Here is a 17,393-nt window from a genome sequence, read left to right on the forward strand (position 1 = left end):
CTCTCTATCTCGTGCCTTTCGCTAATTCTTTATTCATTCCATTAGCCGTTGATTGGGCCTTTGTTAATGGTAGTTAATGGCTGGTTCACGTCAAAAATCACGCCGCGAACTTCATCTACGCCCATCTCTTTCAAGCGAGCGGCATGCATGGCTAAGTAAGCCTCAGCACTGAGTTGATCTTCAAAAAGGTAGACACCACCGCCCAGTTTTTCGGTTTGGTTTTCTGTCCAGATTTTCCAGATCATGCCCGGCTCGTTGTTGATGGACTTAGCTAGGTCTACGAGTGCGTTCGACATCTCTTCACCGAAAGGGCCGTTAAATTCAAAATCAACTTGCAGTAGTTTCATGGTGTTTCTCCGTTTAACAAATTTCGTTTAACAAAATCCGCTGAAAAATAGGTGTTTAAGACAAACAAGCCATTCTCGTTTGTTGTTGAGATTTATATTGCCTGTTGAAATAGATATTACCTGTAAAAAACAGACAGGAAAGTTCATAATATTGCCATTAACTGTCAGGATTTTAGACCGATGAGATTAAAGACCACCCTCGACCAATGGCAAACACTCTATGAGATAGACCGTGCTGGCAGCATTCAGGCGGCGGCACTGCAATTGAATAAGAGCCACACCACGCTGATTTATGCGTTGAGAAAACTGGAAGATCAATTGGGCGTGTCTTTGGTTCAGGTTGAAGGTCGAAGGGCAGTGTTATCGGAAGATGGCAAAGCCTTATTGCGTAGGGCGAGCAGCATGCTGGAACAAGCGCGAGAGCTTGAGCTGATCAGTGAGCAGTTAGCAAAGGGTGTGGAATCTGAAATTGTGGTCGCAGTTGATCACCTATGCTGCCTTGAGCGTCTTTATAAGCCGATGGCTGCGTTTATGGCAGAGAACAACACCACTTCAATCCAAGTGGTTGAAACATCCTTGTCGAAGACCACTGAAATGGTCACTCAAGAACGAGCCGATGTTGCCATCATCAACCTGCCAATTACCAATTACTCGGCCGAAGCCTTTGGGTTTACCAGGATGGAGCCCGTTGTAGCCAGTTCGCACCCGTTGGCTAACGTGTCATCCATATCGCTCAACCAGTTGTCGTCGCTACCACAAATAGTGGTGAGAGATTTAGGCTCGGTTGAAAAACTGGGCGAGAAAAAGGATGTGGGTTGGTTGAAGTCGAGCCAGCGTATTACGGTCGATAATTTTGACCACGCCTTTGGAGCGGTAGAGCAGGGTGTAGGGTATTGCAGGCTACCTAAACATATTGTCGATAGCCGAGGAAGTGACAAGCTCACTGTGTTGAACGTGGAAAATGGCAGTGGCTATCAAGTGCCGCTGCATCTGACTCTGCCGAAAGGTGCGAAGACAGGCCCAGCCGCAAAACGTTTCTACGAACTGCTTCTTGAATCAGCCCAGAATGCGAACTAAGTGCTATGAGAAACTTAACTATGAACTATGAGTTATGAGCTATTAACGAGGCTGGTTGCCGTTCAAGAATAGCGCGACACATTCACGAGTGTAGTGAAGCCTTTCTTCTTCTGACTCGCCGCTATCGTGGCCGAAGAACGACCAATACGCCGACTTACCATGAAACATCAGCAACAGTTGACGTGCCGCTATGATTGGCGAGCTTGTAGAAGAGAGCGTTAAGTCGCTAGACTCTATCTTTGTCTGCAAGTAATCAGCGAGTAACTTAGTGGTCTTCTGTGGCCCTGTTTCTAAATAAATAGAGGCAATTTCTGGGTGCGTGTTGGATTGACTCACCGCGTTCTGAAAGGTTTGTCGAGACTGTTCATCAAGTAACAAATCCTGAAACTTCACACCAAATTTCACCAACTCATCACCCACCGCCGCATTCATATCAAAGGCAGCAGGGCTAAGTTCGCGCTCTGCACACTTGGTTTGCATGCAGGTTTCGAAAAGTTCGTCTTTATTTTTAAAGTGAGAGTAGACCGTTTGCTTGGAAACGTTCGCCGCTTTGGCTATCTGATCCATATTGATCTTGAAGCCATGCTCAGAGAAAAGCTGGCTTGCTGCGGTTAAGATCTGCGATCTCTTCTGTTCACTCTTGATGATTTTAGTCACGTGCTGTTTCTCATTGCTTGGTACTTGGTGTTGCTCAGTTCAATGCATTTCGTTCTGCGTTAAGCATTATGCTTTTTGTGATGGTTTTATCAATCATTAACGATGAAACTTACTTTTAACACAATCAAACTAGACAGTCTAGTTTGGTTTGGTTAGTCTAAAAAAAGAATAGGATTGAGTACCGCATAGGAACAGGAAGTATGTATAAATTGATGAAAGGAAGTGCGGTGGCGTTGTCTCTATCGGCTTTTCTTGTTGGATGTGGCGAAAAGGAACAAGCCCAAGATTCGGTTGATTCAACCAATCAAACGGCTTCGAGCGTCCAAACCATTTTAACTGTAGAAACGATGGCCTTAGCGCTGTCTTCCTCTTATGCAGTGCAGCGTGAATATGTTGGTGTGGTTAAGGCAGGTCAGCAAGCTAATTTAGGTTTCGAGCTGGCAGGTAAAGTGAATGAGATTCTGGTTGATGTCGGTGACATAGTAACCGAAGGTCAACCCCTTATTCGATTAGACACTCAACTGTTACAGACTGAATCGAGCCAGCTAAAAGCGCAAGCAGAAGAAGTGAAAGCTCAACTGAGCCTTGTTGCGGCGAACCTAAAACGTCAACGTTCATTGAAAGCGAAAGGCTTCAGTGCCGAAGCGGAGATTGATTCACTAACCAGTGAGCAACGTGTGTTACAGGCTAACTTACTGCGCATTGACGCCTCGGTAAAAGGTAACGACCTAAAATTGGTTAAATCGACGATTCTTGCGCCGTATTCGGGCACCATCGCAACGCGTTTTGTATCGCTCGGCGATGTGGTCAATGTCGGCAATCCAACTCTTACATTGCTGGCATCGGAAGGCAAAGAAGCCTTCATCGGTATTCCTGCTCACCAAATGCAAAAAGTCACCTCACTTTCTTCCCCTAACATTCGAGTTGGACGTACAGATTATGCCGTGGAGCTGTTGAATCCGGGAGCCATGGTCGACACGCAATCCCGGAGTGTCGGCTTACGTTATCTTTTCCCCGAACAAGCGTCTGTTTTAGAAGGTCAACTTGCGTACCTTAAATTTGATGAACAGATTGATGAGCAAGGTTACTGGGTGCCATTAACGGGTTTGATTGATGGCTTGCGCGGTGTGTGGAATATCTTTGTGATTGGCGATGGCAACAAGGTTGAACGTAGAAGTGTTCAAGTGTTGTTTGCTAACAATCAACAAGCGTACGTGAGTGGTGCGATTGAAGATGGTGAGCAGGTTATTGCGAGTGGTTTACATCGCTTGGTTCCGGGCCAAACCGTGAAGCCAGTAAGCACTGCTGCTGAATAGGGAATAGTATGAAAATCATAGAGACTATTTCCAATACTCGACTGCTCATCTTGATGACGGCGCTACTGATGGTGAGTGGTATTTCTGCGTTCATGACACTGCCTCGTGCAGAAGACCCAGTAATCATCAACCGTTATGCAAACATCACAACCAGCTTTCCCGGTGCCAGTGCCGAACGTGTAGAAACCTTGGTCACTGAGGTGATTGAGAACAAACTGCGTGAGCTGAGTGAAGTTAAACTGGTGAGCTCAACCTCAAGGCCGAGCGTGTCGATTGTCACGCTAGAGCTTAATGACACCATCACTGAGCCCGAACCCGTCTGGTCGCAAGCGCGTGACAAGCTATCTGATATCGAATCCATTTTACCTGCGGGTGCGCATTCTCCCGATCTCGATAGCGACCATACCTATGCTTTCACGACCATCGCATCTCTGACTTGGTCTGGCGCAGGTGAGCCTGACCGTTTAACTCTCGGGCGTTATGCCAAAGAGCTCGCCAAGTGGTTACGAACGTTGTCGGGTACCGAATTCGTTGATGAATACGGTATGCCGCAAGAAGAGATTCAAATCAGTTTACGTACGGCCGATGCCGCTGCTCTAGGGCGTTCAAGTGCCAATATCGCCGAATCGTTAGAAGGGGCAGATGCTAAGAACTCGGCGGGTGAACTGGTCAGTGCGTATTCACGTTTTGGTTTAGAGATTGAATCAGAACTTGATTCCATTGAACGCATCAAGCAAGTCCCAATTGCCACCGACAGCAATGGCCACATCATCCGTATGGAAGATATTGCTTCTGTGAAACGTGGTGAAAAAAAACCACAAGACCAAATTGCCATTATTGATGGTGAGCCGGGAGTCATTGTCGCGGCAAGAATGCACCCTGATCTGCGTGTTGATAACTGGACGTCTCGAGCCAACGCGCTGATTAGCAAGTTTGAGCAAGAGTTACCAAGTAACGTTAAGGTGACAGTACTATTTAATCAGCAAGGTTATACCGAGACTCGCTTAGACGATTTAGGTAAGAGCTTGATGATCGGTTTTGGTCTGATCTTGATTGTACTGTTCGTCACCTTGGGTGTTCGTGCTGCGATCTTAGTGGCGATTTCTCTGCCGTTAACTTCATTGCTGACGCTGTCGATCATGAAAATGACCGGTGTGCCGATTAACCAGATGTCGGTGACGGGCCTAATTGTGGCTCTCGGGATCATGGTGGATAACGCGGTGGTAATGGTTGATACCATTCAAGCTTATCGCCTGAAAGGGCAGCAGCGCGCTGAAGCGACCATGAATGCATTGAAGCATTTATGGGTACCGTTACTGGGCTCGACACTCACCACTGTCCTAGCCTTTGCACCGATCATTCTGATGCCTGGCGCTTCGGGTGAGTTCGTGGGGGGAATTGCGATTACCGTGTCTTTCTCGTTGATCGGTTCTTACATTATTTCACATACCTTAATTGCAGGCTTGGCGACCAAGTTACTACCGAAACAACTCAGTGATGTGGATAAGAAAGGGCAGCACCATTGGTATATGACGGGCTTGAGAATTCCTGCATTAACACGTTGGTTCTCATCTTCTGTTCGCTTTGGTGTCACGCATCCAATCATTACTATTGCGTTGGTGTTGTTGGTTCCGTTTACCGGCTACTGGAGTATGTCTCAACTGACTGAGCAGTTCTTCCCGCCATCAGACCGAGACATGTTTGAGATTCAGGTATACATGCCACCTCAAGCCAGCATTTATGCGACGAAAAATACCTCGGAAAAAATAGACGACATCATTCATCGCTATCCAGAAGTGGAGCGCATTGATTGGCTAGTGGGTGCTAACTTCCCATCTTTCTATTACAACTTGCAAGCAAGGCAAAACAACGCGCCTTACTTCTCACAAGCGATGGTTAAAACAGAGAACTTTGACCAAGCCAACGCACTAATCCCTGAGTTGCAAAAAGTGCTAGATAACGAGGTGCCGGAAGCACAAATCTTGGTACGAAAGCTTAATCAAGGGCCTCCATTTACTGCGCCCGTTGAGCTGCGTGTTTATGGTGAAAACCTCGATACATTAAAAGCGATTGGTGAAGATGTTCGACTGATTCTGGCAGGTGTGCCTCATGTGACTCACACACGAGAAACACTGCAGCCGGGTACGCCGAAGGTGTGGTTGAAGGTTGATGAGGACACTGCGAAACTTAACGGGATTTCACTCAACCAATTTGCAGGTATGCTGCAAACTACGCTAACAGGCCGTGAAAGTGGCTCTGTGATAGAGGGCAGTGAATCGGTACCAATCCGTGTTCGTGTTGCAGATGATGCGCGTGAAAACTTAGCGCATCTGAGTAACATTCGTTTGCCGATTAGTTCTGATGTTTACTCAACGGGGATTAACGTTTCAACTTTAGCAGAGCTTGAACTGACGACCAGTCGCGGCGCGATTACTCGTCGTAACGGACAACGAGTGAATACCATTGAAGGCTACATTGAAGCGGGCGTCTTACCACAAACCGTCCTTAACGAGTTCCAAAAACGCTTAGAAAGCTATGAGATGCCATCGGGTTATACGATTGGTTTTGGTGGTGAATCAGCTGAGCGTGACAATTCAGTCAACAGCCTTATTTCGAATGTCGCCGTTGTGGTGGTATTGATGGTGTTAGTGGTGGTGATGTCGTTCAACTCGTTCCGAATGAGTAGCATCATCTTCATGGTGGCAGGATTAGCTGGTGGCCTAGGGTTGCTGTCGGTGTGGATCTTCGGGTATCCATTTGGCTTTACGGTGATCATCGCTATGCTCGGGATTGCGGGCTTAGCGATTAACGCTGCTATCGTGATTCTGACGGAATTGAAACTCGATGAACAAGCTTCATCCGGTAATGTGGATGCGGTAGTTGAGGCGGTGATGTCGTGTACGCGTCATATCAGCTCAACCACGATAACAACCGTTGGCGGTTTTATGCCATTGATCATCGCTGGTGGTGGCTTCTGGCCTCCGTTCGCGGTCGCGATTGTTGGCGGAACGGTATTAACCACGCTTATTTCTTTCTACTTTGTGCCTGTGGTTTATCATTTAATGACTAAAAACCAGCGTAAGAAAGTCGTCATAGCAACAGCATAATCCCTCTCTTAAGGACGATTACTCCTCTCCTTTGAGGGGAGCAATACTCACTGAAATACATCAAAATACTCATCAAATCGGCTTTTTAGATCGATCTTTTCCATTGTTTTTCGGTACCTCACTGGCATTATTATCAATGAAAAGTAGTGTGTTATTCGAATATCTAATGGGTTGCTGTCTGAAGTGATGTCTTTTCTAAATACCTTTAAAATCGTATGTGAATTCATAAATTTGACATGTGTCACACTTTGCTTAATTCGCTCTTTCTAATGTAATCAATCATTGTTGCTTCTACTGCGTGTTTACTTTTCTCTCTCCCGTTTCGCTTTAATCCTTTTCCGCACATGGCTCAACTCGTGTGGCACGTATATGGTGTGCGTCTGAATTGCATCAATTTCCCACATCTTACTTTCATAACTGGAAGGTTAGTTTCCAAGTTTGTTTGGTGAGCTTTCAATTTCAACTCCTCATAATGCGCCAAATGTAACAATGTATTTCAAAGTGTAACAATTAAGTCATATTTTTTGTGTGGTTTTAACTGTGCGGCAATGTTTCGGCTACGCTGTGCTGTCGTTTTAATTCGGCAGTTTTAACTGTACTGAGAAGGGTTTAATTCAGTTTCGCTTTGAGATGCGTCGTTTCACATGCTCAACACATAAATATTCTAATGACCATGACAACCAGTACTCGGGCGTTCGTTCTGAGGCTGGATAACCATCGAGAAAGTTAATGGAAGCTTCAAGATATAAACGCATTTTATCGAGAGCAAATCTGTCGAGGATTGGTTTGGTGGGAACCGTCCTGATGCTCGAAGGATGCAATTCAGCATTGCTCGACCCAAAAGGTAGCGTTGGCGTTCAGGAAAAGGAGCTAATTATTACTGCTCTGTTGCTGATGCTGATTGTAGTCATCCCCGTGATTCTGATGACCATCTACTTTGCTTATAGATACCGTGAAAGCAACACCACAGAAGAGTATGCACCTGACTGGGCGCACTCAACCAAGATTGAAATAGTGGTATGGACGATTCCAATCATCATTATTGCGATTCTGGCCACCATCACTTGGCGAACAACACACGAACTGGAGCCTTCCAAGCCTCTGGAGAGTGACGTTAAGCCTATGGTGATCGAAGTTGTCTCTCTGGACTGGAAATGGCTGTTCATCTATCCGGAGCAAAACATTGCGACGGTTAACTATGTTGCGTTCCCGAAAGATGTACCGGTGACGTTTAAGCTGACTTCAGACAACATCATGAACGCGTTCTTTATCCCGCGTCTTGGTTCGCAGATTTATGCGATGCCGGGAATGGTGACCAAGCTGAACTTGATTGCTAACCATGAAGGCGACTTCAAAGGTTTTGCATCGAACTACAGTGGTAAAGGGTTCTCTCAAATGAAATTCACCGCATCAGCAATGCCTGACCAAGTGGCGTTTCTAAACTGGGTGGAAAAAGTGAAGGCTAGCCCAGACCGTATTGAAGATTGGGAGCAGTTCCGTTCATTGGCTGCGCCAAGTGTTGCTGAACCTGTGACTTTTTTCTCCAGTATCCCACCATTTTTATTCACTGATGTCGTGACCCAGCACCCTGGTTCAATGAACTGTTTGCCGGAAACCCAAGGATAATCGTCATGTTTGGAAGATTAACTCTAGACTCAATTCCCTACCACGAACCCATTATTGTAGTCACTTTAACCATGATTGCTTTGGTGGGTGCTTTAGTGGTGTTCGCGGTAACTAAAGCAGGTAAGTGGCAATACCTTTGGAATGAATGGTTTACGTCTGTAGACCACAAAAAACTGGGCTTCATGTACATTGCGGTTGCGATGGTGATGTTAGTTCGTGGCTTTGCTGATGCGGTAATGATGCGTAGTCAGCAATTGCTTTCTGCAGCCGGTGAGACGGGCTATTTACCGCCACATCACTACGATCAGATCTTCACTGCTCACGGCGTGATCATGATTTTCTTCGTAGCGATGCCATTGGTTATCGGTTTGATGAACATTATCGTGCCGCTGCAAATTGGTGCTCGTGATGTTGCATTCCCTTACTTGAATAACTTGAGCTTCTGGCTGTTTGTGGTGGGTATCATTCTAACCAACATGTCACTGGGCTTAGGTGAGTTTGGCCGTACGGGTTGGTTAGCGTATCCACCGCTTTCCGGCATTGAGGCAAGCCCGGGAGTAGGTGTCGATTATTGGATATGGGCACTGCAAATATCCGGTGTGGGTACCACACTAACGGGTGTGAACTTCTTTGCGACCATTTTGCGCATGCGTACTCCGTCTATGCCAATGATGAAGATGCCAGTGTTCACATGGGCATCTCTGTGTGCCAACATCCTGATCATCATCTCTTTCCCGATCCTAACTGTGACCATTGCGTTACTGACTTTGGATAGATACATCGGCACGCACTTCTTCACCAATGACCTTGGTGGCAACGTGATGATGTATGTGAACCTGATTTGGGCATGGGGACACCCTGAGGTGTACATCCTAATCTTGCCTATTTTCGGAGTGTTCTCTGAAGTTACTGCGACTTTCTCACGTAAAAAACTGTTTGGTTATACCTCACTGGTATGGGCGACGGTGGCTATCACTATTTTAGCGTTTGTGGTTTGGCTGCATCACTTCTTCACCATGGGTTCAGGCGCCAATGTGAATGCCTTCTTCGGCATTGCAACTATGATTATCTCTATCCCGACCGGGGTTAAGATCTTCAACTGGTTGTTCACCATGTACAAAGGTCGTATCCGCTTTACCACACCTATGTTATGGACGGTCGGTTTCCTTATCACCTTTACGGTGGGTGGTATGACAGGCGTATTGATGGCAGTTCCGGGCGCAGACTTTATTCTGCATAACTCGGTATTCCTGATTGCTCACTTCCACAACGTAATCATCGGTGGCGTAGTGTTCGGTTGTTTCGCTGCTATTGGTTACTGGTTCCCGAAAGCGACGGGTTTCACTCTGAACGAACTTTGGGGAAAACGCGCATTCTACTGCTGGATAATCGGTTTCTTGATGGCGTTCTTGCCGCTTTATGCTCTGGGCTTTATGGGCATGACGCGTCGTTTGAGCCAAGACATCAATCCTGAATTCTTCCCTCTACTGGCGGTTGCGGCTGCAGGTACGGGCGTGATTGCGATGGGTGTTGTTTGTCAGTTCGTTCAGATTTACGTGAGTGTTCGTGACCGCGACCAAAACCGAGATCTAACCGGTGACCCGTGGGGCGGACGCACATTCGAATGGGCAACGTCTTCACCACCGCCGTTCTACAACTTTGCAAAATTGCCTAAGGGCGATGAGATCGATTCGTTCTGGTATCAAAAGCAAAGTGGTGAGTTTGATCCAACTCAGGAAGAAGAATACGAACGTATTCACATGCCTAAGAATACACCGACAGGCATTTATGTGTCTGCATGGGCGTTGGCATTTGGCTTCGCAATGATTTGGTACATCTGGTGGCTAGCGGCGGCAAGCTTAGTGGGCATCGTGGTGACGTGTATTCAACACAGCTACAACGACGATGTGGACTACTACGTGGAAGTTGAAGAGATCAAAGCGATTGAAGCGGCTCGACGTGCACAGCTTGAAGAAGCTAAGAGACAGTCAGTGAAGGGCGACAACTCTGGTCGTGGTAACAGCGCTGACGGTGACAGTGATAACAACAATAAAGATGATTTGGAGACGACGTATGCAAGCTAATACTCCGTCACACACTTATGATCTTGCACACTCGCATGATCATCACCACGAAGCTGCGGGTAACAAGTTGTTTGGCTTCTGGGTTTACTTGATGAGTGATTGTGTCCTGTTTGCCACACTTTTCGCGACTTATGCCGTGCTTGAGAGTGGTTCAATCGCAGGGCCTACAGGCAAAGACATCTTTGAACTGCCGTTCGTGTTTGTCGAAACCATGATGCTGCTGTTCAGTAGTATCACCTTTGGCTTTGGCATGATTGCAATGAAGCGCAAAGACGTTACGGGACTGAAGCGATGGATCAAAGTTACTTTCGTATTGGGCTTAGCCTTTATCTGTATGGAAGTGTATGAGTTCCATCACTTGATTGCAGAAGGTTATGGTCCTCAAGAGAGTGCGTTCCTTTCTGCGTTCTTTACCTTGGTTGGCACACACGGGTTGCACGTAACGTTTGGTCTGATTTGGATGGCAGTGGCGTATCACCAGCTTTCAACCAAAGGCTTGAACGACAACATGTCGATGCGTTTCCAGTGTTTAAGCTTGTTCTGGCATTTCCTTGATATCGTTTGGATTTGTGTATTTACCATTGTGTACTTAATGGGGGTGATGTAATGGAACAGCATCTAGACAGCGGTGCAACGGATTATGTGAAAGGCTTTATTGCGTCACTAATTCTGACCATTATTCCGTTCTACATCGTGTGGTCACATGCGCTACCAAGCACGGAAACTTACGTGATCTTGTTCGGTTGTGCGCTGGTGCAAATCTTTGTGCACTTTAAGTACTTCTTGCATATGGAAGCGAAATCTTCCGATGGGCGTTGGAACTTGGTGTCACTGATGTTTACCGCCATCGTTGTATTGATTCTTATCGCTGGCTCGGTATGGATCATCTACAACATGAACGTCAACATGAAGTTGTAGGCTAGGGTATGCTGAAAAGATATCTGTCTATTACCAAACCGGGCATCATTTTCGGCAACCTGATTTCTGTTGCGGCGGGGTTCTTCCTCGCCGCAAAAACAGAACCAGCCAGTGCGATGTTGTTACTGACAACATTAGCGGGTGTGGGACTTGTGATTGCATCAGGTTGTGTGGTCAACAACATCTTTGACCGAGATATCGACCAGAAAATGAAACGAACCCAGAACCGTGAATTGGTTCAGGGCAACATCAACACAGACGTCGCATTTATCTATGCGTTAGTCATGTTGTTGGCAGGCACGGCGTTGCTGTTTCAATTCGTTAATCCGATGTCTGCGGTGGTGGTGTTGCTTGGTTATGTGTTCTACGTTTTTTTCTACACCATGTGGTACAAGCGTAATTCAGTTTACGGCACCTTAGTGGGCAGTATTTCTGGCGCGGTTCCACCATTGGTTGGCTACCTTGGCGTGACGAACTACCTGAGCTTAGAATCCGTTCTGCTGTTCATCATGTTCTGCTTATGGCAAATGCCACACTCGTATGCGATTGCGATGTTCCGCATTCAAGACTACCGAGATGCAGGCATTCCCGTGTTACCGGTTAAAGAGGGTGTGGATAAGGCCCACAAACATATGAAAGCGTATGTGGTCGCTTTTGGCGCGGTTGCTCTGGGGTTATTTTTACTCGGAGAGGCGGGTTATGAATACCTAGCCGTGTCGGCAGCCGTTTGCTTTATGTGGACCAAAGTGACGTTCCGTAAGGTCGACTGCCTCAACTACATTCAGTGGTCAAAGACTGTGTTTAAGGTGTCCCTGCTGGTGGTAATGAGCATCAGTGGTGTGCTGGGACTGGAGTTGATTCCACTGCCTTTTTCGTAAGGTTGGAACAAGATTAACCTATCAAGCAGTTCGCACCAATAATATAAATACCCCGACGAGCGGGGTATTTTTGTTTATCTTCTATCCAACTCTTACGCGTAACTTGTTTACCAAGCCCCTAAGTATGACTTGTAAGATTGTAGGCGAACGGTTGCTGCGCCAATCACATCAATGAAGCCCCAGAATGGGTGTGGCTTCTCAGCCGAGATCCAAGCCGCGCCAGTTGAACCAATCGGGATGTTGTAACCTTCTGGTTCGATGATCTCAAGTACGATAGTACGACCTAAACCATTGCCGTTTCTTACTACGTGTTGACCGACACTTTGTGGCCCCTGAAGTGGAGAAATACTCGACTCACCGGTACCTGCATTAAAGCTGTGTACTTTTGCCCGGAACACGTGACCTGGATAAGCGTCTACGAAGAACTCAGCAAAGTCACCCACTTGAACATAGCCGTAAGTTTGGTCAGAGATGCGCATCTCTAAGAACTTTTTGCTGGTGTTGTAAAGGTGCATATTCCCCATTACCGAGCCTTCCGCAATGTTCACGATAGAGACTTGGCCATCAAATTCAGCTCGAATGGTTTTCTTCTCTTGTGCCCAGTTAACTTTCTGCAAGTCGGCTTTTAATGACACAAGTTCAGCGTGCAGCACTCGAAGATCGGAGTCGTATTTTTCCACGTCACGCATATTGAAGATTTCAGGTGACGTTTCAGCGCGCTCTAAGTCGCGATTCATTTGCTTGATCTCTTCTTCTTTCTGAACAATTGAAGATTCGATCTTTGCTTTGTCTGCGGCAGAATCAATGTCGACGAGTGTGTAAATTACGTCGCCTTCTTTAACCATTTGGTTGTGTTCAACAAGCACTTGGTCGATCTGCTGACCAAAGATAGGTGACATCACCGCGTGTGGTGCTTTAACTGTGGTTGAGTTGGTTAAATCAACGGGTGCCCACAAGCGAGAGATAACTGCTAATACCGCAAGAATCGTTACACCGCCAATGGCAGCCCATGTGTAGTTTTTGAAATTCTTCTTAAGTGCGCCTGTCGCAAACAGTGACCATACAATTAGGATGTATGGAATCATCATCTCTTTCATTATGCGACCTCTTTATTTGTTGGAGTCTTTTCTTTTGAAGGCTGAGCTTCTGAAGACTGTTCTACTGGAGATTGTTTCGTTTGAGACGGCTCTGTTACCGATTCTTCAGGTGATACGTGGACTACGGCGGCCTCTGTACTTGTCGCATCTTGTTTAGGCTGTACACCACGGCGAATTACATCACTCAGTGATTGGCCAATATGTTTCCAGTTCGCCAATGCGATAACCAAGGCGATCACCCAGAATGTTTTACTGATGAAGAGTCCGCAAAGTGATAGTGCAAACACGATCTGAACGTGAGCGCTCTTATGCTCTTTTGCTTTATGCACACCTAGTTCATGCAACTGCCACATGCCGTAAACACCGGCTAATACCACAGCAATGGTCACTGAGAACAAGTAGCCAGAGAAGTACTCCATCTGGAAGAAGTTCATCATCATTTCATTGGGATGATTGTTGAATTGAGACATGTCGATGTCTTTAGAATGGATTGTGCCTAACGGTGCAAGAGCCCATGCACCAGCAAACATCACCGCCATAAACAGGCAGAATTTAATCAAGACCATTACAATGGCCCAGATTTTCTGGAAAACGAGTTTTATAAAGTTCATATCTCAACCTACATCAATAAGAAGAGAGAATTTGCAGCCTAGAAGTGACCTTTAATGACATCTTAAAAAGTAGATGTCTATTATGTGGGTAGATTGGTACGCATAATAAACAAAAGTAATAGATGCTATTTAAAGTGATACTACTCAGTCCAGACAACCGATTCTCGGTATCAAGAAGCGAATATGCTCCCTTACAAATCAATCTTATTATTTGTCAGTAGACGCAAACAGAATGGTAATTAGACTATCGACTTAACCTTCGTAGCGACTGTCTTTATTATGGGCTGCGCCTCGACCATAGAGGGCTGTTTCATGATAATTGACATGCCACAGTAAATATTTGTTATTTTTCTGTTTGGGCTAATAATTGATTTGCTGGCAGGATAATAGGAAGAGTTTTGAGCAGTATCTACCCAGTATACCGATTTAACAATATCGTAATTACGATGAATTGGCATGGCGCAAAATCGGCAAGTTGAATTATTTGCTAGTGCTCAAATTCGGCTTTAAAACATTGTTAATTAAATTGGCTTGGATCAATGAAATGACTAATAAAAGTATCAATAAGAGAGTTGATAGAATTTATCTTTTTACACGCTTTTTACAATAAAAAGAGTAATACGAATGAATGATGAATTATATACGTACGACAATAAAATTCATTTGCCAGAAAGTATTCATAAAACCTTAAGAAACACATTAATGATACGCTCAGTATATGATTGTAGCTATTAACAAGAACACCTTCTTTGAGCGCTGAATTAAAAATATTGTAGCTATAATTATTTAGATGTATACCTCAATCACTCTGAACACAGTGTCATGACAAGCGAGACAATAGTCCGTTTTATCATTGTCATTAGAGCGTCACTAATTGGCGAGGTTTTTCATCTAAAAGAGTAGTGTATCACGGGATATTAGTGTCTCAATTTATAACTTTAAATTTGAGATTCTTATTTTATGCTATCGTTTTTACGATAGCATAGTGCTTATGGCAGCCTTGAGAGTAATGATATATGAGTAACGACATTCCAAATTTCAATTTACTTGCTGTCTTTTCTGCGGTGATGGAGCAGGGGAGTTTAAGTAAAGCTGCTGATCAACTTAGTACCAATCAATCGACTATTAGTACTGCCTTAGCACGTTTAAAGAGTGATATTGGGCAGGAGCTTTTTGTCCGAAAAGGACGGGGGGTGGTGCCTACTGCATATTCTCAAAGCTTGTATGAGCAAATTAAAGCACCGATCAATGAGTTAAATGGTGTCTTTCAATCGATGACAAATTTTGATGAGCAAGTTTCTGAGCGTAAGTTTGTTATTTCTTCACCTGAACACCTTCAGTGGGTATTGCTCAATAGTTTTGCGGCTCTTCCAAATCAAAACCTCTCGCTTGAAGTCTATGATCAACCAGATAATGATGATCGTATCTATGAAAATCTTCTGACTCAAGAGTTTGATGCGATGATCGATATTTTGGTTCCTGAACATCCTAGCATCGCTAGCGAAACCTTGTATCAGGGAGATTTTGCCATTGTGTGTCGTGAGGGGCATCCACGAATTCAAGGTGAAATCAATGAAGCTCAGTTTATGACCGAAAAACATGCTGTTTTAGATCGAACTCGCCGTAAAGTTCGCAGTTTGAATCACTACACATCTTTAGATCTGTCCCAGCGTAAAATCGTATTTCATGGGCGTTCGCTGTTCAGTAATATCTTGCTGTGTAGCCAATCCGATTACATCACTGTAGTGCCTTTATCCATGGCCGTGCAGTTTCAAGAAAAGTTAAGTTTACAGCTGTTCAAGCCACCTTTTGAATATCAGCCGATGTCTCATTACCTGATTTGGTTGAAGAAGCAGAACAGCGACCCCGCTCATAAATGGTTTCGAGAGCAAGTGATTAATACATCTGATGCGATGTCGAAAACGCTTAAAGATAGGCGTTTGCGGTTTTAATTGAGAGTCGAAATCTAAGGGGAGCATTGGCTTCCCTTTTTTGTGTCTCTTAGTTTGTATTAGTCAATATGTTAATAACAAAAAATTATCACAATGAGAATTTATGATAATTTCATTTATTTGCTGTCAGCTCGTATATTAACCCTAACAAAGAAGTGGATAACCTCCACTCACGATTATATCGGCTCAGGTTACTGGGCTTAAAAAGGGTGAAATATGAAATTCCTACACACAATGATTCGAGTTGCTGATCTAGACAAGTCTATTGAGTTCTACACCAAGGTATTGGGTATGAAAGAACTTGAGCGCCATGACAATAACGATTACCGCTACACATTGGTTTTTGTTGGTTATGAGCAAGGCGGCACCACCATCGAACTGACTTACAACTGGGATACCAACGAGTACGAAATGGGCAATGCATTTGGCCATTTGGCATTGGGTGTGGAAGATATTTACGCGGCATGTGACAAGATTAAATCGCTGGGTGGCAATGTGACTCGTGAAGCGGGCCCTGTAAAAGGTGGTTCAACACACATCGCTTTTATCACTGACCCAGACGGCTACCAAATCGAACTGGTTCAACTAGGTTAATCGAGGAAATAACAATGACAAACGCACTATTTCAACCAATTCAACTTGGTAATATCGAACTAAAAAACCGTATTGTTATGCCTCCGATGACTCGCTCTCGTGCAACGCAACCTGGTAATTCAGCAAACGACATGATGGCGGCTTACTACGCTCAGCGCGCTTCTGCAGGTTTGATCATCGCTGAAGGCACACAAATTTCACCTATGGGCCAAGGTTATGCTTGGACACCAGGTATCTACTCTCAAGAACAAATTGCTGGTTGGAAAAAAGTAACCGATGCCGTACATGAAAAAGGCGGCGTTATTTTCGCTCAGCTTTGGCATGTAGGTCGTGTAACACACCCAGACAACATCGGTGGTGAACAACCAATTTCATCTTCAGCTATCAAAGCGGAAAACGTAAAAGTCTTCATCGATAACGGCACTGATGAGCCGGGTTTTGTTGACGTGGTTGAACCTCGTGAAATGACGAAAGAAGACATCAAAGAAGTGGTTGAGCAATATCGTCAAGCAGCCCTTAACGCAATCGAAGCAGGCTTTGATGGCATTGAGCTTCACGCAGCAAATGGCTACTTGATTAACCAATTCATTGATTCTGAAGCAAACAACCGTACCGATGAATACGGTGGTTCAACTGAAAACCGCCTGCGCTTCTTAGGTGAAGTGGTTGAAGCGATGGTTGAAGCGATTGGTGCTGACCGTGTTGGTGTTCGTCTTGCTCCGTTTACTTCGTTAAATGGCACGGTTGATGCGACGCCAGTTGAAACTTACACAGCGGCAGCCGCGTACCTAAACCTATACAAGATCGTTTACCTCCACATCGCAGAAGTAGACTGGGACGATGCGCCTGAAACGCCAAAAGCGTTCAAAGCTGCGGTTCGTGAAGCATTCAAAGGTGTGCTGATTTACGCAGGTAAATACGACAGTGGACGTGGCGAGCGAGCAGTCGCAGAAGGCGTGACAGATATGGTTGGCTTTGGTCGTCCATTTGTAGCAAATCCAGATTTGCCAGCTCGTATTCAAAATGGTTTTCCTCTAGCTCCGCACGATCCAAATACTCTGTTTGGCGGTGCTGAAAAAGGCTTAACGGATTACCCAGAATACGCAGGCTAAAAACTGCTGCCTGAAAC

15 protein-coding genes are annotated in these 17,393 nt (G+C 45.3%); 11 read left to right on the top strand and 4 right to left on the bottom strand.

The window, feature by feature from the left end:
- Window positions 1-41: 41 nt before the first annotated feature.
- Window positions 42-347 (bottom strand): monooxygenase, encoded by a 306-nt coding sequence (locus CWO27_RS06835; protein ID WP_055320113.1) that lies wholly within the window; start codon window positions 345-347, stop codon window positions 42-44.
- Window positions 348-527: 180 nt separating this feature from the next.
- Between CWO27_RS06835 and CWO27_RS06840 the strand changes: the two genes are divergently transcribed.
- On the top strand, window positions 528-1,424 hold the full coding sequence (locus tag CWO27_RS06840) for a LysR family transcriptional regulator (RefSeq protein WP_107898743.1): 897 nt from the start codon (window positions 528-530) through the stop codon (window positions 1,422-1,424).
- A gap of 42 nt (window positions 1,425-1,466) precedes the next feature.
- Here the strand turns inward: CWO27_RS06840 and CWO27_RS06845 are convergent, their stop codons facing one another.
- Window positions 1,467-2,081, bottom strand: coding sequence for a TetR/AcrR family transcriptional regulator (locus tag CWO27_RS06845; RefSeq protein WP_107898744.1), 615 nt, complete (start codon window positions 2,079-2,081; stop codon window positions 1,467-1,469).
- 200 nt (window positions 2,082-2,281) lie between these two features.
- On the opposite strand from CWO27_RS06845, the gene CWO27_RS06850 reads away from it, so the two are divergent.
- The 7 genes from CWO27_RS06850 to cyoE all read left to right on the top strand — a co-directional run bounded on the left by CWO27_RS06850 (window position 2,282) and on the right by cyoE (window position 12,010).
- Entirely contained in the window at window positions 2,282-3,397 is a 1,116-nt protein-coding gene (locus tag CWO27_RS06850; RefSeq protein WP_107898745.1) for an efflux RND transporter periplasmic adaptor subunit, read from the top strand.
- A gap of 8 nt (window positions 3,398-3,405) precedes the next feature.
- Complete coding sequence (locus CWO27_RS06855) at window positions 3,406-6,504, top strand: efflux RND transporter permease subunit (protein ID WP_107898746.1); 3,099 nt, start codon at window positions 3,406-3,408, stop codon at window positions 6,502-6,504.
- Window positions 6,505-7,233: 729 nt separating this feature from the next.
- Entirely contained in the window at window positions 7,234-8,130 is an 897-nt protein-coding gene (gene cyoA / locus CWO27_RS06860; protein WP_080585195.1) for a ubiquinol oxidase subunit II, read from the top strand.
- Between the two features lie 5 nt (window positions 8,131-8,135).
- Window positions 8,136-10,214 carry a cytochrome o ubiquinol oxidase subunit I gene (cyoB, locus tag CWO27_RS06865; RefSeq protein WP_048669033.1) on the top strand — a complete coding sequence of 693 codons (2,079 nt, stop codon included), beginning with the start codon at window positions 8,136-8,138 and terminating at the stop codon, window positions 10,212-10,214.
- Window positions 10,204-10,821 (top strand): cytochrome o ubiquinol oxidase subunit III, encoded by a 618-nt coding sequence (gene cyoC / locus CWO27_RS06870; protein WP_010439790.1) that lies wholly within the window; start codon window positions 10,204-10,206, stop codon window positions 10,819-10,821. The genes cyoB and cyoC overlap by 11 nt, the downstream gene beginning before the upstream one ends.
- Window positions 10,821-11,132 (top strand): cytochrome o ubiquinol oxidase subunit IV, encoded by a 312-nt coding sequence (gene cyoD / locus CWO27_RS06875; RefSeq protein WP_010439794.1) that lies wholly within the window; start codon window positions 10,821-10,823, stop codon window positions 11,130-11,132. Before cyoC ends, cyoD begins: the two co-directional genes overlap by 1 nt.
- 8 nt (window positions 11,133-11,140) lie before the next feature.
- Window positions 11,141-12,010, top strand: coding sequence for a heme o synthase (gene cyoE / locus CWO27_RS06880; RefSeq protein ID WP_102432621.1), 870 nt, complete (start codon window positions 11,141-11,143; stop codon window positions 12,008-12,010).
- Window positions 12,011-12,117: 107 nt separating this feature from the next.
- Here the strand turns inward: cyoE and CWO27_RS06885 are convergent, their stop codons facing one another.
- A complete protein-coding gene (locus CWO27_RS06885; protein WP_012604427.1) occupies window positions 12,118-13,107 on the bottom strand; it encodes an efflux RND transporter periplasmic adaptor subunit in 990 nt (329 codons plus the stop codon).
- Window positions 13,107-13,718 (bottom strand): magnesium transporter, encoded by a 612-nt coding sequence (locus CWO27_RS06890; RefSeq protein WP_102480741.1) that lies wholly within the window; start codon window positions 13,716-13,718, stop codon window positions 13,107-13,109. Before CWO27_RS06890 ends, CWO27_RS06885 begins: the two co-directional genes overlap by 1 nt.
- 1,016 nt (window positions 13,719-14,734) lie before the next feature.
- Here CWO27_RS06890 and CWO27_RS06895 point away from each other — a divergent pair.
- From CWO27_RS06895 to CWO27_RS06905, 3 genes are all read left to right on the top strand, one after another.
- Window positions 14,735-15,670, top strand: coding sequence for a LysR family transcriptional regulator (locus CWO27_RS06895; protein ID WP_102432619.1), 936 nt, complete (start codon window positions 14,735-14,737; stop codon window positions 15,668-15,670).
- 216 nt (window positions 15,671-15,886) lie between these two features.
- Entirely contained in the window at window positions 15,887-16,264 is a 378-nt protein-coding gene (gloA, locus tag CWO27_RS06900; RefSeq protein ID WP_107898747.1) for a lactoylglutathione lyase, read from the top strand.
- 14 nt (window positions 16,265-16,278) lie between these two features.
- Window positions 16,279-17,376, top strand: coding sequence for an alkene reductase (locus tag CWO27_RS06905; protein WP_107898748.1), 1,098 nt, complete (start codon window positions 16,279-16,281; stop codon window positions 17,374-17,376).
- Window positions 17,377-17,393 lie beyond the last annotated feature (17 nt).

The organism is Vibrio sp. 10N.286.51.C3, from assembly GCF_003050065.1.
Classification (GTDB): domain Bacteria; phylum Pseudomonadota; class Gammaproteobacteria; order Enterobacterales; family Vibrionaceae; genus Vibrio; species Vibrio crassostreae.

What these genes read in the sequence shown, in the direction of transcription:
- cyoA (WP_080585195.1), top strand. Translation starts at nt 7,234, where the DNA reads ATGGAAGCTTCAAGATATAAACGCATTTTATCGAGAGCAAATCTGTCG.
- CWO27_RS06850 (WP_107898745.1), top strand. Translation starts at nt 2,282, where the DNA reads ATGTATAAATTGATGAAAGGAAGTGCGGTGGCGTTGTCTCTATCGGCT.
- cyoC (WP_010439790.1), top strand. Translation starts at nt 10,204, where the DNA reads ATGCAAGCTAATACTCCGTCACACACTTATGATCTTGCACACTCGCAT.
- CWO27_RS06885 (WP_012604427.1), bottom strand. Translation starts at nt 13,107, where the DNA reads ATGAAAGAGATGATGATTCCATACATCCTAATTGTATGGTCACTGTTT.
- CWO27_RS06840 (WP_107898743.1), top strand. Translation starts at nt 528, where the DNA reads ATGAGATTAAAGACCACCCTCGACCAATGGCAAACACTCTATGAGATA.
- cyoB (WP_048669033.1), top strand. Translation starts at nt 8,136, where the DNA reads ATGTTTGGAAGATTAACTCTAGACTCAATTCCCTACCACGAACCCATT.
- CWO27_RS06890 (WP_102480741.1), bottom strand. Translation starts at nt 13,718, where the DNA reads ATGAACTTTATAAAACTCGTTTTCCAGAAAATCTGGGCCATTGTAATG.
- cyoE (WP_102432621.1), top strand. Translation starts at nt 11,141, where the DNA reads ATGCTGAAAAGATATCTGTCTATTACCAAACCGGGCATCATTTTCGGC.
- cyoD (WP_010439794.1), top strand. Translation starts at nt 10,821, where the DNA reads ATGGAACAGCATCTAGACAGCGGTGCAACGGATTATGTGAAAGGCTTT.
- CWO27_RS06895 (WP_102432619.1), top strand. Translation starts at nt 14,735, where the DNA reads ATGAGTAACGACATTCCAAATTTCAATTTACTTGCTGTCTTTTCTGCG.
- gloA (WP_107898747.1), top strand. Translation starts at nt 15,887, where the DNA reads ATGAAATTCCTACACACAATGATTCGAGTTGCTGATCTAGACAAGTCT.
- CWO27_RS06855 (WP_107898746.1), top strand. Translation starts at nt 3,406, where the DNA reads ATGAAAATCATAGAGACTATTTCCAATACTCGACTGCTCATCTTGATG.
- CWO27_RS06905 (WP_107898748.1), top strand. Translation starts at nt 16,279, where the DNA reads ATGACAAACGCACTATTTCAACCAATTCAACTTGGTAATATCGAACTA.
- CWO27_RS06835 (WP_055320113.1), bottom strand. Translation starts at nt 347, where the DNA reads ATGAAACTACTGCAAGTTGATTTTGAATTTAACGGCCCTTTCGGTGAA.